General features: G+C 31.2%; 11 protein-coding genes. All 11 read right to left on the bottom strand.

The window, feature by feature from the left end; genetic code table 11:
- Positions 1 to 6 precede the first annotated feature (6 nt).
- The gene (locus J3359_RS16965; protein WP_208078290.1) at positions 7 to 1026 is read right to left on the bottom strand and encodes a glycoside hydrolase family 2 TIM barrel-domain containing protein; all 1020 of its coding nucleotides are present in this window, start codon (positions 1024 to 1026) and stop codon (positions 7 to 9) included.
- Positions 1027 to 1037: 11 nt separating this feature from the next.
- Entirely contained in the window at positions 1038 to 2312 is a 1275-nt protein-coding gene (locus J3359_RS16960; protein ID WP_208078288.1) for a glycosyl hydrolase family 17 protein, read from the bottom strand.
- Positions 2313 to 2400: 88 nt separating this feature from the next.
- A complete protein-coding gene (locus J3359_RS16955) occupies positions 2401 to 5838 on the bottom strand; it encodes a 1,3-beta-D-glucan phosphorylase, GH149 family (RefSeq protein WP_208078287.1) in 3438 nt (1145 codons plus the stop codon).
- Positions 5839 to 6000: 162 nt separating this feature from the next.
- Positions 6001 to 7623, bottom strand: a complete 1623-nt coding sequence (locus J3359_RS16950; protein WP_208078286.1) for a glycoside hydrolase family 16 protein — start codon at positions 7621 to 7623, stop codon at positions 6001 to 6003.
- A gap of 10 nt (positions 7624 to 7633) precedes the next feature.
- On the bottom strand, positions 7634 to 9733 hold the full coding sequence (locus J3359_RS16945; RefSeq protein ID WP_208078285.1) for a PKD domain-containing protein: 2100 nt from the start codon (positions 9731 to 9733) through the stop codon (positions 7634 to 7636).
- Between the two features lie 14 nt (positions 9734 to 9747).
- Entirely contained in the window at positions 9748 to 11238 is a 1491-nt protein-coding gene (locus tag J3359_RS16940; RefSeq protein WP_208078284.1) for a RagB/SusD family nutrient uptake outer membrane protein, read from the bottom strand.
- A gap of 11 nt (positions 11239 to 11249) precedes the next feature.
- Positions 11250 to 14252: a SusC/RagA family TonB-linked outer membrane protein gene (locus J3359_RS16935; protein ID WP_208078283.1), complete on the bottom strand. Its 3003-nt coding sequence runs from the start codon at positions 14250 to 14252 to the stop codon at positions 11250 to 11252.
- 209 nt (positions 14253 to 14461) lie between these two features.
- Positions 14462 to 17266 carry a helix-turn-helix and ligand-binding sensor domain-containing protein gene (locus tag J3359_RS16930; RefSeq protein WP_208078282.1) on the bottom strand — a complete coding sequence of 935 codons (2805 nt, stop codon included), beginning with the start codon at positions 17264 to 17266 and terminating at the stop codon, positions 14462 to 14464.
- A 480-nt stretch (positions 17267 to 17746) separates the two neighbouring features.
- Entirely contained in the window at positions 17747 to 19864 is a 2118-nt protein-coding gene (locus J3359_RS16925; protein WP_208078281.1) for a glycoside hydrolase family 97 protein, read from the bottom strand.
- A 2-nt stretch (positions 19865 to 19866) separates the two neighbouring features.
- Positions 19867 to 21525, bottom strand: coding sequence for an alpha-amylase family glycosyl hydrolase (locus J3359_RS16920; protein ID WP_208078280.1), 1659 nt, complete (start codon positions 21523 to 21525; stop codon positions 19867 to 19869).
- 63 nt (positions 21526 to 21588) lie between these two features.
- Positions 21589 to 23463: an alpha-amylase family glycosyl hydrolase gene (locus J3359_RS16915; protein WP_208078278.1), complete on the bottom strand. Its 1875-nt coding sequence runs from the start codon at positions 23461 to 23463 to the stop codon at positions 21589 to 21591.
- Between the last annotated feature and the right edge of the window lie 108 nt (positions 23464 to 23571).

The raw sequence follows: 23571 nt of genomic DNA, 5'->3' as shown, positions 1-23571 counted from the left end.
ATATTTTTATTCATTAGAGGTTTGTTTTTTACTTAAATATTGCTCTTTTACAATAGTAAAAGCTTGTTTTTTATTTCTGTTAATACCTACAATTCCCCAAAACTCTTCATTCGGTGCTCCATCATAAGGGACACCAGAACTTTTTGGAGCCCAACCTCCAATATCTTGCTTCGTGTTATTTCCTGCTTTCCACCAACCATCTGTAAAAGAAAACAAGGTAACTCCAGAACAAATGTTTGTGTTAGAAAATGTTTTCGTTATAATTTTTAAAGTCGCATCTGCTTGTGCTTTTTCGTTAATTCCTTTTTTGTAACCTGATTTTTCAACAACCATATAACTATCTGCACCAGCTTCCGATAAATACATTGGTTTTTTAGTCACTTTTTTCCATTCCACAAAAATGGTTTCTGGATTATCCCATCTATAAACATTCATTCCCCAAACATCTATATTTTTAGCAATTGATAAAGCCACAGCATCTGGTAAATCTCCATGTGCAGTTGTGGTTGGATGATTTTTATCATTTTTATGAATCATTTCAGAAGCATCATTCATTGCCTTATACCAGTTTTTAATATCACCTTCAAACCATTCTGGATGATAATTATATTCGTTTCCAAGCTCCCACATTAAAATTGCATTGTGGTTTTTAAAAGCATTTACATAGTTGATAAATGTGCCTGAGAGAATATCATTTTTACCTCCTTGATTGTAGCCAAAACCGATAATTACTTTTATCTCTGCTTTGTCAATTTCATTTAAAACAGCAACTTCTTCAATAGGTTCGTACACTCTAATTGTGTTTATTCCTGCTTCTTTCATTAAAGATAAATCTTGGGTAAGATTGCCAAAATCTCTTTTATCACTTCCTTTTGGAACTGGATGATAACAAATTCCTTTAATTAAATAAGGTTGATTATTTACCATTATTTTTCTTCCTGAAACAGTTACTTTATCACTTTTAACTTCTTTATTACAAGAAATTAAAACAAGTAGAATTATAGGAATTAATAAGATTTTTTTCATCATTTATTCGTTTATCTTGGATACTCTGTGTTTGGTGTTTGTACACTTTTTATTAAACTATCCAGATTTCCATTATATGTTTTTGTAATTGGTTTTCCGTTTCTTTTCAATCCATTAAAAACGCCATTATCTACCATTTTCCATAAGGGATATTTAGCTTCATTCTTAAGATTTATCAACCCAAAATGATTTTCTGAACCTTCAGTATTATTTGCATCTTTCCACTGCTCATCAAAAGCTTCAAAATAAAAACAGGAAATTTTATTTTTATTAGTAAAATCTCTAATTAATTGATAATATTTTGCTTGCTTATATTCGTCTGTAGCTCTAGATCCATTTGCTCCATAATGTCCGTTTGAAATTGTTGCCCAACCCGTTTCTCCAATATGAATTTGTTTTGTACTGTCAATACTTTTTACGTATTTAAAAACATTTTTATATTGATTTTTCGCAAATTCCAACGCTCTTAACATTACTTTATCTACTTTTTCAATATCACTCAAATTTTCTTCATCTTTTGAAACTTTCCAAAAAGAAGGGTTGTAATGTGAATTGTGATAAGGATAAGTGTGCATAGAAACATAATCTACAGCTTTAATCAATTCTTCTAATTCTTTTACTTTATAACTCTCATCTCCTCCACCCCAAGAAGCAAAATCGTCTGAAGAAGTAATCCATAAATCTGTTGGTAATTCTCCTTTTTTCTTTAAATTCTGAAGGTGATGTACCCATTTTAAAATTACTTTTGGTTTTACATAATAACTGGTTGCCCATTTTACCATTGCTTCGTTACCAACCGCGATAATTTTTACAATATTTGGGTATTTCTTAGCCAATGAAACTGCAGTTTCTATCTCTTTTGCATTTCTTGGATTTTCCTTTTCGTGATTTGGGTCACCATTTTCTGAACTGAAAGAATTTTCGCAATCTATCCAAGCACCCAACATCACATACATTTCGAAATTTGTATCTTCTTTTTTAAGTTGATGGATAGCTTCCAACAAATTAGACGCTTGTGCCAAATGAACATTGTAGGTTCTTAAAACCTTAATATTCATCGCAGATAAAATTTTTAAATCGTCTTTTAATTCTTGAATGGTTGGTTGAACATCTCTCGATTTTTCTCGATAACCACCATAAGAAATTGCTAAATAATTAGGGTTTCCTAAAATATCTGAAGCCGTAATTTTCGTTTTAGAGTTTGCCGTTTTTTCCTTTTTTGAATTACAATTGTAACTCAAAATTAGCATAAAAAAAACCAATAAAATTCTAAAATTCCTTTTCATTTTATTTATTCAACTAAATAATATTTACGTTTAAAAACTTCTCGATACAATTCCTCAAAAAAGAGGAATCACTCGAAGTGACAACTCGTTATTTCTTTATGAACACAACTATTTTTTCAATTGTATTTTTTCTTTCAAAAATTTCTTTACTTATTGTTGTGTTTAATTGTAAACCTTCAACTTCTTTTTTGCTTCCATCATTATAAAATAATTGAATACCGTTTTTTGAAGCCAATTTATAAACCACAGGAACTTGACAAAATGTAAAAGCTAAATTACCTGATGTTAAACTTAGATTTTTGTTTTCTCCAGAAACTGCTACATAATTAAAGACATTTTTGCTCGTTAAAAATTCATCTTTCTTTAATAATATTGGATTGAAAACTATTTTTCCATCTGTAACGAAAATACCTAATTCTCCAAATCTGTTTAAAACATCTTCCTTTACCTGCCCAGTCATTCCTGGTTGCTGTGCACCTTTTCCTGCTGGTGTGTGCGAATAGGCATCTGTTGGAAAAGCACCATATAAATTTGGTGATTTATGTACACCAACTCCTGCATTTATTTCGTAATAATGGTCTAATAATCTTCCAATAATTGCTTCACTTTCGTTATTATTCACTGCCAATAAACAGTTTTCTTGCACTGCTAAAAGTAGTTTAGAAACCATGTGCCAATAAATAGACCCCAAACCTTCGTAACCGAAAAATGTTCCTGAACGACCTGTAAAAGATTTATGGTCGAAAACTTCTTCGAAAATGTTTAAAACATCTTGACTTCCCTTTTCTAAAAGATGTTGATATTTCTCTTTTGATAATTTATTTAACGCTTCTTTTACACTATTTGCATTGTTAAAATTCCCATTGAAATGATAGTTTCCATGAACATCTTTTTCAACAATTGTTACATCGTTATTTTTGATTAAAGTTGATAAAAGTTCCGAATTTTCTGCACGTTCTGAATCAATATTATTTTTCTTCGTAAATCTTGGTAATTCTTTATTTGGATATAAAATATAGCTGTATTGGTCTTCCCTGAATAATGCACTATTTTTTAATCCATCTAACAATGCTAATGCTTCTTTTGCAGTTAAATAACCGGAGCTTAAAACCGCAACTTGCCCTTCTAACATTTCAGACAAATACGAAATAGATACTTCTTCTTTCGAATTAATCGTCATTAAATTATAAGCGTGATACATATTGTCATTACGTTTATTTGCTCTAATTGTATGCTCTAAATAGGCTTTTGTAGTTTCGAAAAACTGTACTAAATTTTCTTTTGACAAGTTTTTTTTCTCTGTTGAAAATCCGTTTTTGTAAACAGTTTCTCTATAGATACTTGCAGGGGTTCCTAAACCGTCTAAAACCGTTTTTCTATCAATATCAGAGAAACTACCTGATAAAATGTGCTTATTCTCCTCTAATGTTTTTGATACTTTATGGAAAAAATCTGCTAATTCTTCAGAAATCTCAATGTTATCAACTGCTGATTTTTTTACTAAAGTCTCATAAAAATTGATAAAACGTCTCAGGTAATTTAAGGTAACCACAGAAACTCCATTTCCAACTAAAGCGTTGTTGGCATCGTTCCATTCTGGTCTTTGTGTGTTTAACCAAATTCCACCTTCTGGAATAAAGTTGGCTATTTTCGCTAAAACAGTCACTAATAATTTTTCTATTAGATTTACTTTGTAAATGGCGTTATTTTTATCTTCAATTAAAGCACCATCTGCTCCTAAAAGTGCTCTTTTTTCATCGATTTCTGCATTTAATTTATAATCGAAATCAATCGTGTCTTTAGGGTTTTTAAGAATATCTTGATATGGTTTTATTTTATAAGGCACATTTGCATATACAAAAATATTTTCTGTAAATAATTTTAATAATTCATTCGGATAATGATCTTCTATAAACTCTAAAAACTTCAACAAATAAATAATTTGATGATCGCCCCAATAACCAATATAAGACCAAGGATCATGTTCTTCGATAATTTCCCAATCGAAACCGCCTTTGGTAACTCTGTAAGGATTATACCCTTCGAAAGTAGTGGCATTTAAAAATTTATGAATCATACTCTCAATAAATTGAGGATATGAATGGGCTAAACCTTCCCAATTCTGGAAAATATCTCGCCAGTTTCCTTCGTAATCTAAAATTTTAGAACCATCAACTTCACTTTGTGTGTTTATTGAAAACTTGTTCCAAGGCCTACTTGGATCTCCATGTCTTCTACTAAATTTTAATGGTAAATATTCTAAAGAAAGTCTCTTAAAGTCTGAATTTGAATCTTTTTCGGCAAATTCTCGTAAAAATTCTAATGTAAATTTATCTGGTATTTTTTCTAATTCTTGTTTTTTATCCCCAAAAACAGTTTTGTTTGCTTTGGATAGATATTGACTAAAATCTTCTTTTTCAATGGTATAATTATCATCAAAAATTCCACCTCTCATAATGTTGAAAAGTGTGTTTGAAAAATGTCTTGTATTTACTAATTTGTCGTTTGTTAGTTGTAAACCATCTGCACCTGCAGTTAGTTTTATTAAGTTTTTGGTTCCTAACTCTACGTCTTTTTCAACAATTTCTTGTAGATTTTTCTCTGATGAAATTAAAGAAGAAATTTCATGAATTTGCGAAACAGTTTGATTGACCTCTGCAACCTGCTTCCAGTTTTTCTCTTCACCTGAAGAAAGTGAGAAATTAAACTGAGTTAAATATGCTCCTTTTTCTGCTTTTACATCTATTTCTTCCTCCAAAGAAATTCCTCTTCTAAAATTGTTCAATTGTAATGCAGATAATAAATAAGTAGGATTTTCAATACCCAAAGACCAAACAATATTCGCTTTTAAAGCTTCACTTGGTTCTGCTTTATCCACAATAATTGCACTTAACGCATAAATACCTAAACCAACTTCTTTTTCTAATTCACATTTCTTGTACGCATCTGCTAAATTACTGTAGTTCAATTGAAAATCTGAACCAATTCCTGCAGGCAACAGATCTTGAAAACCATCTAAAGCTTCCACAGAAATTTCATCCGAAGAATTGTTTAAAAATGTTGCTTTTCTTACAAAACCAAATTTATTACTGGAATTCCACTCGTATTTAAAAGTAAGTTCCAAATCGTGATTTATCTCTTCGAAAATTACTTTATTTCCGTAAACGTTTTTATATAAATTTCTTGAAATATTATAAAGTTCTGCCTGCCTTTCAGAGAATGGTTCCCAAAGAAAAGTTTGATTATTTTTAGTTATTCTAAAGATTGATTTTGTTCCAGAAGTTTCTGCTAAATCTGTAATTTTATCATCTGTATAATATGGAAACAAAGCATTTTGCGCATTTTTTCTACCAGCTGTTAACCCTCCATTGCTGGAAATAAACATCCAATGGTTCGCGTCTGAAACAATTGTCATAAAAAACGGACGCATTAAATGACTATTAGAAATTTTATAAAACGACTCGTTATTTATAGCAACTAATTCTCCATTAGCTTCTAATTTATTTTCTTGTAAAACAATGTTCATTAATATATTATGTATATTATTTTGATTTGAAAAAAGTGTACAAAAATTATGCACTACTTTTGAATCAAAAAGTGTATTTCATTTAAAATTTGTAGCACTTGTTTTTTAATGAAAAGGTCGAATAAAATATACTCGACCTTTTACAATCAAAACAAAATTTATTTATTGAAAAACTTTAACGTAATCGATTTCCATCATATCCTCAGTAAATGCAGGATCTACTGTTCCGCCTAAAGTACCACCCATTGCTACATTTAAGATAAAAAAGAAATCTGCATTAAAAGGAGTTGTTGAATCGTTATCGAATGTATGATACACAACATCGTCTATTGCAAATTTAATTTTTGTTGCAGACCACTCTACAGTATAATTATGAAATTCTGTTGTAGAAGTTGCCAATGTTGTTTTTTCTGATGGCCCTCCACCTCCAAAATTACCTGGATAATGTAGTGTACTTAAAACTTGTGTTTTATCTGCCCCTGTTTGTTCCATAATATCTATTTCTCCTGCTGCAGGCCAACTAACCGTACTAAAATTAGCGCCAAGCATCCAAATTGCAGGCCAAGTTCCTTGAGAAGCAGGCAACTTTGCTCTTACTTCATACCTACCATAAGTGAATTCTTGTAATCCTTCCGATTTTAATCTTGCTGAAGTATAACCACTTCCATTTGCTTTGGCTTTAATCTTTAGCATTCCACCTTCAACAATAACATTTTCTGCGTTATTTGTATAGGTTTGAAGCTCGTTATTTCCCCAACCTCCAGCACCTAAATCGTAGGTCCAGTTTGCTGTATTTGGTGCTCCATCTGTATTAAAATCGTCTTCCCAAACTAAAGTGTTGTAAGCTGAATTTAAGTTATTATTTACTACTGGTTCATTTGTTAAAACCACAAACCAAGCCAAGCCATCTGCTCCAATTGTCTTTAAAGTCATTTCTGTTGCAGACCTTGTAATGATTTGATAAGAATGACTTCCTCCAACATAAAATCCGAAAAATCCATTTCCAGAAAGAGAAATTGTTTCTTGCGCATTTGGTGCAGATAATTTCCAAGTTCCATCGAAATCGTCTAAAGGGTAATTTTCATATTCGTTCCCAGGATTTGCAGCAATTCCTATATTCCCTAATTCTTGATCCATAGGTGGCGCTTGACCGAAAATAGTACCAGAAACATCGATGGTAGGATCGTCGTTTGTGCTATTTGTAATATACTTTATAGTACCATCGACATTAAACACATATGCATCGTCGTACATTCCTGTAATAGATTTTTCTCCAGGTGCAGCAGCATACCAAATTGGTGATGTTTCTGTCTCTGGCCCCACACCAAAATGTCCTGGTGCTTCAGATTTTACTCTCCATGTTTGCGAACTATCGTTTGTAAGCATCGTAATTAAATCTGCAGGAGGAGCATAAGAAGAAAATACGGTTACTTCAATTATTTTACTTGAAGAAATACCTCCTGTACCAGTTGCTACAACATTTACACTGTATGTAATTGTACCTTCTGTACTGTAATTAATAGTTTGGATTCCAGAAGGAGAAACCTTTTTTTCGTCATTTGTATAAAAAGTATAAGAGACTGCATTATCTGCTTTTGCAGAAAATTTTACAACTCCACTTCCATCTCCATTTGGGTTTGCAGCATCTGCTCCAACAATTTGGAAATCTATAGTTATGTTCGATGGAGCTACAATCTCTCCAAACTGATATTCGTTTTCTTGACAACTAAAAAAAGTAGTCACAATTAAAACAAATAATAAATTGAATATTTTATTTTTTTTCATCATAATATTTTTATTGTTTTACTAAATTGTAAGTCCAAAACACACCACTACCAACTTCTATTATAATTTCCATTTCTGTATTATTATTAGAAAGTGTTACATTATAGGTAATACTATCTGGTGCATCTGCTGGGTTTGTTAATTCTGTAGCATTATTAACTTTAGGCAATCCCAAGTAGGCTCCTTTACCATTTAATTTAATTGTATTTGCAGAAGCATCGTATTCGAAAGTTGCAGCTGTAGAACCATTATGTGGTGCTACTGGAGTTCCACAAGCATCTGGGGTTGCTCCTTGCCAACCTTCTAACCATGTATCTGTACCTAATTTATTTTCAAAAGAACCTCCTGCATTAAAAACATACTCATCATCAAAATAACAAGCTCTTTGAGTTACTCCTGCCTCGTCAATTGAAAACCATTCTCCACTTCCTGCTGAAGGACCAACTCTAAGAGAACCTGCTTTTGCAGCCACCTTCCATGTACCATCTATTGGTGTCGTTGTTACACCTGTATCTTTTATCATTTTGTACGTCCAAAATACTCCAGAACCAGCTTCTATTCTAACTTCCATTTCTGTATTGTTATTAGAAAGCGTTATATCGTATGTAATTGAAGTAGGAACTGCTACGTTTGGCAACTCACCTGCATTATTAACTTTTGGCAAACCTAAAAAAGCGCCAGATCCTGTAATAGTAACTTTGTTGTTTGCAGCATCATGCGTAAAAGTTGCTGCTCCTCCATTGTGTGGTGCTACTGGTGCTCCACATGCTTCTGGATTTGAACCTTGCCAACCTTCTAACCATGTTTCGTTTCCTAAAACATTTTTAAAGCTGAAGTCTTTACCAAATACATATTCATCATCGAAATAACAAGCTCTTTGTGCAACTCCTGCTGCATCTATAGAAAACCAATCTCCACTTCCTGATGAAGGACCAACTTTTAAAGATCCTGGTTCTGCTGCAACTTTCCAAGTACCAGCTAAAACAGATGCTGCAGAAGGCGATTTGTAAAAGTAGAAATTGTCTACATAAACAACGCCTGCAATTCCATCCGAGTCAATTAAAATTTGAGTAATTTTTTCTTTGTTTGATAAATTACCTCCTTCGAAACCAGTCATATCTAATTCTACACTTTGCCAAGAACCTCCAACAGTAGTTCCTAAAGATTCTACATCTTCTCCACCATCAATCGTATTAACAATTTTTACAGACAACTCATTTGTAGTTCCATCTGGCACCCAATAATCGATGTGCAATTTTTCCATTTTAGAAACATCTATTCCATTTCCATAATTAGTTACTATACCTAAAAAATCTAAACTTGTAAGTTTCCAAACATTATTGCCATCTATTGTAGTTGCTTCGAAATTAGTAATTGACCATGAAGTTGGTAATTCGTCTAAATTTACGTTTGTATAAGCGTCACTAAAAATTGAAACTACATCTGCTGTAGCTCTTTTTGCAGGGTTTGGTGCATTTTTTAAAGGAGCTAAAATCTCTGTAACTTCGAAAGTAGCAGTGTATTCTGTTGTAGCAATAGCACCACCTTTTGCTACAACTTTTACATCGTAAGTTCCTGGTGTTTGATATTGATAATTTAAAACATCGCCATTATTCGCAGTAGCTACAGGTTGTGTAACACCAGATTCTCCTGAATAAAACTCGTAAGTAGCTGCAAAATCTGCTTCTGCTTTGATATTTACTTGTTTAGAAACTGCTGCATCATTCTCTATTGTAACCACTAAGTTTTGAGGTGCTTGAAAAGAAACGACTAAAGACTCTGTTAATTCTGTAGTTTTTCCAACTGAATTAAAAGCGACTAATTTTACATCGTAAGTTCCTTCTGCATAGGTGTGTGTAGCAGTTTTCCCTTGTTCTAACTTTACAGGCTCTGCTGTTCCATCTCCTAAATATACATCGAAAGATGTTGCGCCTTCTGCAGAGGGTGACATTGTAACAACTCCTGTATTATCTTGTGTTACTTTAAAAGATACAGCAACATTACTTGGAAGAGGAATGTTATCTAAAAAATCTAAGTTTTTTTCTTCTGTACAAGCATTTATTATAAGTAGTATAAGTAGTGCCTTGTATATTGTTTTTATTTTTTTCATATACTTAATATATTTTAGTTTGTGTATCCTTGATTTTGCATCCAATTTCCTTGAGAAAACTGAATTTCTTCGATAGGAATTGGAAATACTTCGTTTTTACCAGATGTAAAACCAGGAATTTCTGTACCTCTATTCGTTCTTACTAAATCGAAAAAATGATGTCCTTCTCCAACCAATTCTACTCTTCTTTCTTTGTAAATAGCTTCTGTAAGTAGTGGTCCACCAACAGTAACATCGTTATTTGTATTTCCAAAAGCACGTGCTCTAACTCTATTTAAATACAACCTTGCTTTCGTATCGTTTGCACTTGGTTTTCTATTATTTGCTTCTGCAGCCATTAATAACACATCTGCAAAACGAATTGCTCTATAATTATTAGGATTTGTAAGGTTTAAATCTCCTGCAGCATCTGCACTTCTTTTTCTAGGTATGTATTTTCTATTAAAATAACCAGTATGCTTGTAACCTGTTGTAAAACTTGCTCCTGTACTTGCTGCCCATGCATCAATATCTAAAATAGCTACATCTTTACGATTATCGCCAGCTTCAAATTGATCTACCATTTCTTGCGTTGGTACGTTAAAACTAAATCCAGAAGTATATAAGTCTCCTGAATAACCTCTTACTCCTTGAAAACCAACAGCTACATTACCTTCACTACACTGTAAGCATCCAAAACCAGCACCTTGTTTATCTGTATATTGTACTTCGAAAACTGAACCAACTCCATTTTCTCCTTGGAATTCAAAAATTTTGTTGTAATCTGTTTCTAACATATAAGGTCCTTTTGTAATTACGTCCTCTAAAGTTAAAGCTGCTTTTGTAAATTTATCTTGGTATAGATATACTTTTCCTAACAAAGCTTCTGCTGCTCCTTTTGTAGCTCTTCCTATTTGAGGAGCGTTGTATGATAAATTCGCAACAGCATATTTTAAATCGCTTTCTATTAAAGCATACACTTCTGCTACTGGAGATCTTGGTATTGTTTTTTCATCACCAACAACAAAACGCCCTTTTGGTTTTATTGGAATGGGACCAAACCATTTTACCAATTCGAAATTATAATAAGCTCTTAAAAAACGAGCTTCACCTAAAATTACTTCCTTTCCAACAAAATCTGTTTTATCTTGAAATTCTATGATATAAGCAGCTCTATTTACGCCACCAAACATCCAACTCCATAAATTTTGTAATTGTGCATTTACAGGACTATGAGTCATTTCATCTACTTGTTGATATCCTGGAACATCTGTAGCACTTTCTCCACCAGACAATGTATTGTTTGATGCAATTTCTCCCATTAAAACATTTATAAATGTAGATTGTAATGGATCGTAAGCTGCTACCAAAGCATTGTAATAATCTGCTTCCGAGTTAAAGAAAGATTCTGAATCTTCTGCATAAACTCTTGTATTATCTAAATAGTCGTCTGAACAACCATTTGCAAGAAAAAGACCTGCAACCAAGATAATACTTACTGTTATTTTTTTATATATATTTTTCATCACTAGTTCTTTTAAAATTCAACATTTAAACCTAAAATAAATTGTCTTGCAGATGGATAAGTTCCATAATCGATTCCTGCACCAATTGCACCTCCATTTATTGTTGGATCGAAACCAGAATAATCTGTTAAAGTAAATAAGTTGTTAATACTAGTGTATAACCTCAACTTAGCAATACCCACTCTCTCTAGCAAATCTTTAGATAAGTTATACCCAACTTGAATATTTTGTAGACGTAAAAAAGAACCATCTTCTACAAAGAAATCTGAAAACAACTTATTGTTTGTTGCATCGTTTGTTAATCTTGGAATGGAATTGCTTGTTCCTTCTCCTGTCCATCTTCCTAAATAATAATTCGGCTTGTTAGAGTTTGGTAAGAAACGTTCGTAATTTCTTACAATTTCTTTTCCTACCTCAGCATATAAATACGCTGTAAAATCCCAGTTTTTATATTTTGCTGAAACATTAAAGCCCATATAAAAATCTGCCTGAGGTTTACCAATATTTGTTCTATCGTTAATATCTATAACACCATCTGCGTTTGTATCTTTATACCTTATGTCTCCTGGTGAAGTTACTTTAGACCCCAATTTATCTTGAGATGGATGTGCATCTACTTCTGCTTGATTTTGAAAAATACCATCCGTTTGTAATCCATAAAAATAACCTATTGGTTGCCCAACTTCCATTCTAGATGGAGGCAAGTTTCCTATGGCAAAAGAACCACCCTCTATAAAAGCACCTCCTGTTACATCTGTTACTCTGTTTTTTACATAGGTAACATTATATGCTAAATTTAAAGATGTGTTTTCCGAATCTATCGCATTAAAATTAATTGCTAATTCTGCTCCAGTATTTTTAGATGTTCCTGCATTTACTGTCGGGTTTGCTCCTCCTGGTGCTCCTGTTCCTAAAATACCTGAAACTGGGAAATTTTGAATTAATAAATTCTTTCTAGTTTCTTCGAAATAATCTGCTACCACAGTTAATTTATCGTCAAAGAAATTTATGTCTAAACCAATATCTAATTTTTCTGCAGTTTCCCATTGAGCTTGTGGGTTTGGTATTCTACCTTGTGCAGTTCCATCTACTAAAGCTCCATCGAAAACATAAGTTCCTTCTCCATTTAAAAACGATCTATTTAAGTTATTACCAACCAAGTTCCCTAAAGTACCATAACTTGCTCTTAATTTTAAGAAACTAATTGTACTGTTATCCTTCAAGAAATCTTCATCAGAAATTTTCCAACCTGTAGTTGCAGACCAAAAATAATCTACTCTTAAATCTTTATCGAAAACAGAAGCAGCATCTCTTCTAACCAAACCAGAAAATAAATATTTTCCTTTATAATCGTATTGTAATCTAGAGAAATAAGAGATTAATCTTAAATCGTTAGAACCAGAGTTTAAACTTCTTTGATCGTTTTGTGGATCTGTTAAACTTAAATCTGCAAAATCGTAAGAATTATTCGGTACGTTTATTCCAGTTGCATAAAGCCCATCAAACAAATCGTTTTGTACACTTGTACCTAATGTAAAAGTTGTATTATGGTCTTCCGCAAACGTTTTTTCATAATTAGCAAATGTTTCTAAAACAACTCTTGTAGATGTTTGTTTGTATTGATAAACTGAACTCTGTGTAGTATTAAAAACTTTGCTATCTCCATAATTTTGAATTGGAGAAAAAGAACGTCCTTTATCATTATAAATTTTATAACCAACTCTAGAAGTAAGAATTAAACCTTCTATTGGTTTATAATCTAATTTAAAGTTTCCTTCGATTCCACTCCCATCGTAAGTGCCAAATGTATTTTTTAACTGATTTAATGGGTTAATAATTTCTATTCCTAAAAAATTATTGATATCGTCTTCATTAGCACCAAATGTTGGAGCAAAATTTAAACCATTAAACAAAACAGATCCTGCAAACCCTTCTGAAGCATTTGTAAAATAGTTTGCTATTAAAGAAAAGTTTAATTTCTCTGAAATGTCTACTCCTAAATTTAATTTGATATTATTTCTAACAAAATTTGAATTTTCCTTAGCTATAATACCATCTTGCTCTGTTCTTGAAGCACTTAGGAAATATTTAAAATTTTCTCCACCTCCAGAAACACTAATATTATGATTCATTAGCAACGCATCATTAAATAACTCTTCCTGAAAATCGGTTCCAAAACCTAATTGAGAAACATTATTAAATGGTAATGATTGACCACTAGCAGCATACGCTTCGTTTAAAACTAATGCATATTCAGTAGCATTTAAATAGTTTAATTTTTTAGTAGTTTGCTGTATTGATGCATAAGTATCGTATTTTACAGTAGGCGCTTTATTCTTTTTCCCTATTTTGGTAGTTACCAAAACCACACCATTTGCTCCTCTAATACCATAAATGGCTGCTTGTGCATCTTTTAAAACCGTAATTGATTCGATATCATTTGGATTTATACTATTTAAATCTCCTTCATAACCATCTACAATTGTTAAGGGTTGGTTATTTGTATTAGAACTAACACCCCTAATTAAAATATTAACTTTGGCTCCTGGTGCACCAGAAGATAAATTAACAGCTACACCAGAAGTTGTTCCTTGTAATGCAGTTGTTGCATCAATTGGCTTTAAAGCTTCTAGGGTTTTTTCTCCTACTAAAGAAACAGAACCTGTAACGTCTTTTCTTTTCTGTTTTCCATAACCAACTACTACAATTTCATCTAAAGCTTGTGCTTCAACCTCTAAAGAAACGTTTATAGTAGAACTACTAATGGAAACTTCTTTTTGTTTATAACCTAAATATCTAAAAACTAAAATCGCTCCAGTTCTTACTTTTTCTAAGTTATACACTCCATCGAAGTCTGTTTCTGCGCCTTTAACAGTTCCTTTAACTACAACACTTACGCCAGGAAGTAGATCACCAGTAGTAGCATCTTTAACAACACCTTTTACATTTATGTTTTGTGCATTTACACAAACAGCTATAAACATAAAGAGTAATAATGTGATTTGTTTTCTCATGAATGAAAGATTTTATTTTTTTAGTAAAATTAAGAATGATTCTATGCAGAGTTGACAAAAAACACCGCAATAAAAAATATACATGATAATTTTTAACACAAAAAAGCTTAAAATATCCTTTTATAGTAAGGATTTAAATTTTTAAGAAAATTTTAAGAAAAAGAGAATGTTGTGGTTATGTATGGGTAAAAATACGATTTGATAAGGTATTAAATTTCTAAAATGTAATTTGTTAAGTTCTCATCATGCCCTAAATTCATTTTTTTTCGAAGTCTATATCTTTTTACTTCTACACTTCTTGGAGAAATATTTAATAGTGGGGCAATTTCTTTAGAAGATAGATTTAGACGAAGATAAGCACACAACCTTAGATCATTTGGAGTTAACTCTGGATGCTTGGCTTTCATTTTTTTAAGGAATTTTTTATCTGCATTATTAAATGCTTCTTGAAACATTTTCCAATCATCTGTATTGGTCATGTTCTTATCGATAATTTTAACCACCTTATCTATGCTTTGCATTTTACCTTCTAATAGCTCTTTTTTTATGGTATTTAGAAACTCATTTTTCTTTATAATACTCATTGTAGAAGTTGCCAGTTCTCTACTTTTACTTTCAATATCGTTTCTTAACTTTTCGTTATTTAACTTTATAATTTTTTGAGAACTTTCCAATTCTTTTAACTCCAACTCTTTTTGAGCTTTATCTAAAAGTTTTTCTTGTTGCTTAATGTAATGTTTTTTTGATGCTCTATGCCAAGCGTAAATAATTAATAAAAAAAGTATGACATAAATAACTATTAACAAGGTTGATAAATACCAAGGTTTTTCTATTTTAAATTGAAACTCTGCAATATTCTCACTTAACTCTCCACCCACAGAAGCTCTTACTTTAAATGTATAGTCTCCAAATGGAAGGTTTTCGAAAAACACAAAATTCGATTGTGAGAAATCACTCCACTTACTATTATAACCCTCTAACTTATGTTGGTACAATATATTCGAAGATTTTGTAAAATTAGGAACACTATAAAAGAATTCGATGCTATTTTCTTCATTTTTAAAATCTACTTTTTCAGTTAAAGAAACATTTTTTGAAGGTTGATCTAATTCATAATTATATATTTTGGTAATATCTACTGTAAAAGATTTTGGCACAGTAAATAAACTTAAATCTAAAGTTACATAACCGTTTGTTGCTCCTACTAAATATTTCTTTTTTTCTAGATGAAGAATATTTTCGAAACCAGAGGCTCCTTTAAATAATGTATTTCTTAAAGGAATTAAATCTAAACTTGGATTATTACTAAACTGCCCAGGATTTAGAAATCGGAGTCCTTTTTTGGTAAAAGACCACAATTTATTTGTAGCTGGGTCTGAAATTAATTTGGCAGTAATAAAATCTTTCTCTGGAATTAGTTTACTATATAAAGTGTCTAACACAAAATTGTTGGACGTTTTTAAGTATTTATATACTCCTTTTTTTGAAGCATACAGTATTTCGTTTTTATGCTTTATTAAACTTGAATGGATTCCTTTTTGCAAAGTACCCTCTTTAATATTTTCTAAAACAGAACTGTAATTTTTATTAATTTTTAGTTTAAAAACACCTTTATACTCGTGGTTTACAAATATTCTATTATTATCTAATAATAAAAAGTAACGTGCACTATTTTCGAAACCATCTATTTTATTTTTTAAAGACCACTTATTATTTTCTCTTTTTAAAACATACAAACCATCGTAATTACCCTGAATTAATGTGGTGTCATCTAACTTTTTAACATCCCAACTTCCTTGAATATTTACTATTAATTCAGCCTTATTTTCTTTTATTAAAAAAGTACCTGAATCGTGACCACAAAAAAGTTGGTTATCGATAATTTTTAAACTCCAAACTTGACCTTGTGTATTTTTTACAAATTGAAAATTATCATTGGAATTGTATTTTTTATAAAACAAACCTTGGTTGGTTCCTAAATACAAATTCCCTTTAAATAAAGTTGATGTATAAATTGTTCCTAAAAACAAATCTTTATTTACAAACAGTTTAAATGGCGATTTAAAATTTAAAAAATTAATTCCATTGTCTAAACCCAGCCAAATATTACTATCTATATCTTCAAAAATAGACAAAACTGTATTATTTGCTAAACCTAAATTCTGGTTAATTTGAGATTCGATTTCTCCTTTTTCATTTAAATAGATTATTCCATTAGAAACAGAACCCAAAACCATTTTATTGTCTCTCAATAGTTTTGCGCTGTAAATTGTGTTTACTTCTAAAAATTTATCAGCAGAAATAGTCCATTTTTTTAACTGACTATTTTCAAGAAAATAGAAACCTTTTTTTTGAGTTATAAAAAATAGTTTTTCCTCTTTTAAAAATATTTCGGTAATTCTATTCTCTTTTAAAACTGTTGCACTGGAAATTAACTCCGGTTCTCCATTTTCTATTTTAAACAACCCTTTCCCTAGTTCTTGAAAATATATGAAGCCATTTAGGGACACAATTTTAGCAATTAAATTATCTGCTTCTATAATTTTAAGGATACCTGTTTTTAAATTATAGATGTAAATTTTTTGAAGTGATTTAAAAAGCACCCAACCATCTAACTCTACTATTTCCCATATTTGCTCATCTTCTAGCATTTCTATTTTTTTAGCATCTACAATAGAAGTAAATTCTAAAATGCCAAATTCGTTTTTTTGCCAATACCCAAAATCTCGATAGAAACCAGTAAAAACTTTATCTCCAATACATTTTACAGAACGCAAAATCGTTTCATTTGGAGTAGGATATAATTGCCAATTTTCGCCATTATATTCTAATAAACCTTTGTTGTTTGCAACATAGATATATTTATTTTCTGCTTGAGAAATCGACCAATTCTGATTCTCCGCTCCATAATCTTCTGTCGTAAAGTTATGTATTGGCGGAATTTCCTGCGCTTGAAAAACTTGTATAGTCGATAAAAAAAAGAAAAAAAGAAATATGTTTTTAAATCTAATCATTTTTAAAATGTTTGGGAAAAATATAATTTAAAAAACTAACAATCAAATAACTAAATAAAATGTGTTTTATTATATATAGTTTTTAAGATTATGAAATTACAACATAGATTTACAAAAACCTAATTTATTTATTTCTAAAAAAAATAAAAAGCTGATCAAAAGAAAAAATATTCCTATTTTTAAAGTAAATAAATATAGGAAATGAATTGGATTAAAAATCTAGGAATTGCGAACTTTCTAATGCTACTTTTATGTGTTCTAATTATATTAGTAGCCGAATATCTTTTTTTAACTGGTGAAAAATTACACGGAATTTTTATTGGACTTTGGGTGCCAACATTATTGGGTATAATGATTTACATAAAACTTATACATCGTGAGCGCAAATAATATCGTTTTATATTTTTCCGTATTTGTTGGAATATGCGTGGTTATTTGGGCATATTACATGATTAGCGAATACAATAAAGTAACGAAAGATTAATCTTTTTTCTGGATACTAATAGCCAAACCACCACCTGCTGCTAAAGTAAATGTTTGCTTATCTTTTTTAGTAATTTCTACGGTTTCAATATCTATATCTAAAGGATTGTCGTTCCAATGTGCGTTTTTTCCATCTTTATAAATTTTAGCTTCATACGAGGTATTCTCATCCAAAAAGTCGAAATTAATAGTTATTTCACGAGAATTTTCATCGGTAATACTTCCTAAAAACCAATTACCAGTTTTACGCTCTTTTCTTGCAATGGTAACAAAATCGCCAACTTCTCCATTTAAAATCTTGGTTTTAGACCAATCTACTCCAACATCTTTAATAAATTCTAAAGGAGCAGGATTTGCCTCATAATGTTCTACTAAATCTGCAACCATTTGCACTGGACTATAAACAACCACATACAAAGCCAATTGATGTGCCAATGTTGTATTTACTTGATTTTCTTTTTTATATTCATCAAATTTGATGTTAAAAATACCAGGTGTAAAATCTATGGGACCTGCCAACATTCTTGTAAAAGCTACAATCGATAAATGTTCTGGCGGGTTTCCTCCATCTGAAGCCCAAGCATTAAATTCTTGCCCACGTAAACCTTCTCTCGAAATAATATTTGGATATGTTCTTCTTAAACCTGTTGCCTTGATTGGTTCATGTGCGTTTACAGCAACCTCATATTTTGCAGCTTTTATAGCTGCATTGTTATATTGATTTACCATATATTGTCCATGATGATATTCTCCTTTTGGAAGGATTTTACCAACATAACCAGATTTAACTACATGCATTCCGTATTTTTTCATTAATGCATATGCAGTATCTTGTTGCTTTTCGTAAGTTTCTGTTGCTGCAGAAGTTTCATGATGCATAATAATTTGCACTCCTTTTTCCTTTGCATAAGAAGTAACTTCATCTAAATTATAATCTGGATATGGAGTTACAAAATCGAAAACTCCTTCTCTATCTTCAAAACCAATCCAGTGTTCCCAACCAGTATTCCAACCTTCCACTAAAACACCTCCAATGTTATTTTTTGCCGAAAAATCGATAAAACGTTTTACATTTTCTGTAGTAGCACCATGTTTTCCATGCGCTTTTCCAGTATCTGTCCATTTTCCATCAACCATTTCCATTCCATAATCCCAAGAAGACTTTCCTAAATGCATTTCCCACCAAACTCCTGTATATTTCATGGGTGTAAACCAAGAAATATTGCCTAATTTATTTGGTTCGTTTAAATTGACGATTAAATTCGACTGAATTAAATCTGGAGCATTCTCTGTAATTTGAATCGTTCTCCAAGGAGTTACGAAAGGAGCTGTTCTCTTTACTTTATATGCTGTATTTCTTGAACCTACCAAACTACTTTTAAAACCTAAATTTTTGGTATCCACTTTTAAAGTCATTCCAGCATAATCTACTAAAGAAGCTTCATGAAAACTTAAATGAATTCCGTTTTTGCCAACTAAAGTTACTGGTGTATTTACAGCATTCTCTGGTATGTAAGTTTGTGCCAAATTCGTTTTTGGAATGTAGGATTCTGCATCAATTTCCGATAATTTTGTAGTACTATATAAATGCTCATAAATATCCCAATCTCCAGGAATCCAAAAGGTTTTATAGTCTTCTGTTAAGTTGAATTCTGTATTTTCTTCAGCAATTAAAACTTCTTTTAAGTTTTCTTGCTTAGGGAATTCATATCGAAAACCAACACCATCATTATAAACTTTAAAAACAAGGTTTACCTTTCTTTTTAAATTTTCTTTTTCTTCGAGTTCAATTCGAATTTCATTGTATTTGTTTACAACATTTTCTTGCTCTCCCCAAAGCATTTGCCATGTTTCATCTACTTTATTTGGCTTTTTAACTCTGGCAATAAAACCTTTTTCTAAATCTGGAGCATCTAATAATTTAAACCCAACAAAAGAAGTATCTATAATTGATTTCTCTTTATACTTAATGGTATAAAAAAACTGTCCTTCGTTTGATAAATAAAAATTTACTACAATATTTTCGTCTGGAGAAGTTACTTTCGATGAAGCTACACCACAAGAAAATAGCGATAAAGAAATTATAAATAAGGCGATTAAACTTTGGTTTTTCATGTCTAAATTTTATTTTTTTCCAATAATACAACATTAAATTCAGATACAAAATGTACCTTTCCATCCTTTACTTTTACCTTCTGGTTGGAATACGCATCTCTTAATTCGTCTCCATTTTTAAATATTGAAGATACCTTAATGTCGATTTTATTTTCGAACATATCAATTCCAATAATTACTTTATCATCATTTCGAACTCTTGAAAAAGTTAAACCATTTTTATCGGATATTAAAGTATGTTTTCCTGCACCAACTGCAGGATGTTTTGCTCTAAACTGACCTAATTTTTGCCAATGTGTTAGAATTTTCTGTGTTTCTTTGTTATTGTTGATGTCACTCCAATTCATAAAAGAACGCAAAGTTGCATCACCAATTGTGCCTTCGATTGTTAAATCTCTGGCAGATTCATCTCCATAATAAACTTGCGAAGTTCCAGGTGTTAACAACAACATGGTCGCTGTTTTAAATGGCATACTTCTTTCTTTATCAAAAGGTTGTCCATCATCATGAGAGGTCAGATAATTCATGATCCCGTAGTTTTTTAAATTGCCACTTAATATAGAGTCGTATTTATAAAAAACCTCTTTTGCTTTCAGTTGTTTTACATTCCATTTCAACTCAAAATTGATTAAGCTATTGAAAGCTTTATCGAAATAATTAACCTTTTTATCGCCAAAATCAAAGGCTTTTCCGTGAGAAATTGCGTAATTATACACTTCTCCTACCAAATAAAAACCATTGTTATCTAAAACTTTATCTGCATTATTTTTCTTGTATTCTGCAAAAGCGAAATCGCATTCTTTCCTGAATTCTTGCCATACAAATTCCTCTGTATGTTTTACTGTATCTACTCTGTAACCGTCAATTCCAAATTCTGTAATATAATCTGTCAACCATTTTATAATGTAGAATCTTGGTGCTCTTGGATATCCTGTTCTTTCGAAAAACGCATCTAATTCTGCTACTTCTTGCTCATAACGTCCTTCTTCTTTCCATTTTGCAACTAATTGTGGAGGCAGTGCTACATTTTCGTTGCTTTCTGTTTTAATATCTGGTAAATTTTTAACCAACGCACAAGAAACTGTATGTTCGTAATTGTCATATGTACATTGTGGTTCTGTACGAACCCAATCGTTTGGCCAAACTGGGTCTTTTTCTGTAACAGGACCTGTGTGATTAATTACAGCATCTAAAACCACACGAATTCCGTTTTTGTGCGCAACTTTTACCAACTCTTTTAAATCTTCTTTTGTTCCATAATTGGGGTCGATTTTCGTCCAATCTTTAGCCCAATACCCATGAAAACCATAAGAAAGTCCTGTTCCTTCGTCTGTTCCTCCATGAATTTGCTCTACAATTGGCGTCATCCAAATGGCATTGATACCTAATTTGGTAAAATAACCTTCTTCAATTTTTTGAGTAATTCCTTTAATATCTCCACCTTCGAAACCTCTTAATTTTCCAGTTTCTCTAGTTCTGTCGAAATTAATATCGTTGGAAGTATCTCCGTTATTAAAACGATCTGTTAATAGGAAATATAAGTTTGCGGCTTCCCAAACAAATTCGGTTTTGGCAGTTTCTTTTGGGTTTGTTTTTCCTGATAAATTCTCTTTACAACCAACGATAGATGCAAAAATGAAGATAAAGAGTATTTTTTTCATAATTAAATGTATTATTTCAAGCCTCAAAGGTTTTTAAAATATTTGAGGTTTAGTAGTAAGTTATTATTGAATTTTTAAGATAAAAGATTCTAAAGGATTGATAACAATATTGATATTTCCTTCTGAATTATTTACTTCTAAATTAAATGATTTCGAATTGTATAGTTGGTCTTTCATTTTATAGATTCCGTCTTTTAAATTCCATTTTTTAATAATTTCTGAAGGAATTTTTAACTGAAATTTAAAAACCTCATTATCATCAAAATTAGAAATAATTACTAACTTTTCATCCTCAGAAAAACGTACAAAAGACAAAATTTTATGCGTGTAATTTTGCGTATTTTCTCTATTATAGTTGTGTAAATCTACATATTCGCCCATTAAAGCATCACTTTTAATGGTAAAATTTAATAAGCGTTTGTAAAAATCTCTTAAATCGAGTTCTTCTTTGGTAGATTGTCCTCCATCGAAATTTTTATCATTTACCCATCTTTGTAGAGAAGGAACACCCACATAATCGAAAATTGATGTTCTTGACGGACTTCCAAACCCTGCATTTTCTGAACCATCTTCTCCAAATTCCTGTCCAAAATAAACCATGGTTGGTGCAGTGGAAATGGTTGTAGAAATAACCATTGCTGGTTTTCCTTTTAAAGCATTTCCTGCAAATTCTGGACTCGCAATTCTTTGCTCATCATGATTTTCTAAAAAATGCAACATATTATGCTCAATATCTTTTAAATCTTCTAAAATTGGTGGAATATTATCTGTTAATCCATGACCTTGCATAACGTGCTTTATGGTGTCATACAACTGCACTTTGTCATACAAATAATCCATTTTTCCTTTTTTAATGTAATCTCTATACAAACTCGGATTGTACACTTCTGCCAATAAAAAAGCGTTTTCATTTTTCATTTTGATAGCAGAATTTAAATAACTCCAAAATTCTACTGGTACCATTTCTGCCATGTCATATCTAAAACCATCCACACCTTTTTCTATCCAATACAAGCAAATATTCCTAAATTTTATCCAAGAATTTGGTGCTTTTTTATCTTTCCAAAACTCGAAATGTTTTTTGTAATCTTCATTTTCGAAACCTGCTGGTAATTCGTCAAAATCTTTTTTTCCATCAGGAGAAATTCCATAATTTACTTTTACAGTTTCGTACCAATCATAAAAATTGGGTTTTGGAGAACGCGCGCCATTTCCTGTCCATTTTGCAGGATTTTCATCAAATTTACCATCAGAAAGTGGATGTTTTTCTCCACCCAAAGGTTTGTAGTCATTTAAAAAATCGGGAACTTCGAATGCTTTGTTTGGCACATAATAAAAATTATTATTTACATGATATTCCACAGAAGTATTATCATCTGCTCCAAAATCTTTGGTTCCTTCTGGATTTGTTAAACTTTGGTAATTTCTTGCAACGTGATTTGGAACGATGTCTATAATCACTTTTAAATCGTTTTTATGCGAACGATCTATTAAAGCCTCAAATTCTTGCAATCTGTTTTCTACATTTTCTGCCAAATCCGGGTTTACATTATAATAATCTTTTACTGCGTAAGGCGAACCTGCTCTACCTTTTACCACATCTGGGTCGTCATTAGAAATGCCGTATTTTGTATAATCGCGAATTACATCATGATGTGGAACACCTGTGTACCAAATGTGTGTAACTCCTAAATTTTTAATTTCAGTTAGCGCTTTATCTGTAAAATCGTTGAATTTTCCAACTCCATTTTCTTCAATCGTTCCCCAAGGTTTGTTGGTGGTATTTGTGTTGCCAAACAAACGTGTAAAAACTTGATAAACAACTGTTTTTTTCTTCGTAATTGTACTCTTCATCTTCTTTTCTGAATCTTTTTGAGTGCTACAACTCATTAGAATTGATATAAAAACTGTGGCTAAAAAAATATTTTTTTGTTTCATATTTAATTAATATTTATTTTATGTTGCTTCAAATTAAAAAAGACCACAGAGGTTTTAAAAACCTTTGAGGTCTAAAACTGCTAAACTTTAAAAGCTCTTTATCTTTTT

It is taken from the genome of Polaribacter cellanae (genome assembly GCF_017569185.1).
GTDB lineage: Bacteria > Bacteroidota > Bacteroidia > Flavobacteriales > Flavobacteriaceae > Polaribacter > Polaribacter cellanae.
This window is presented reverse-complemented; position numbering and strand designations above follow the sequence as displayed.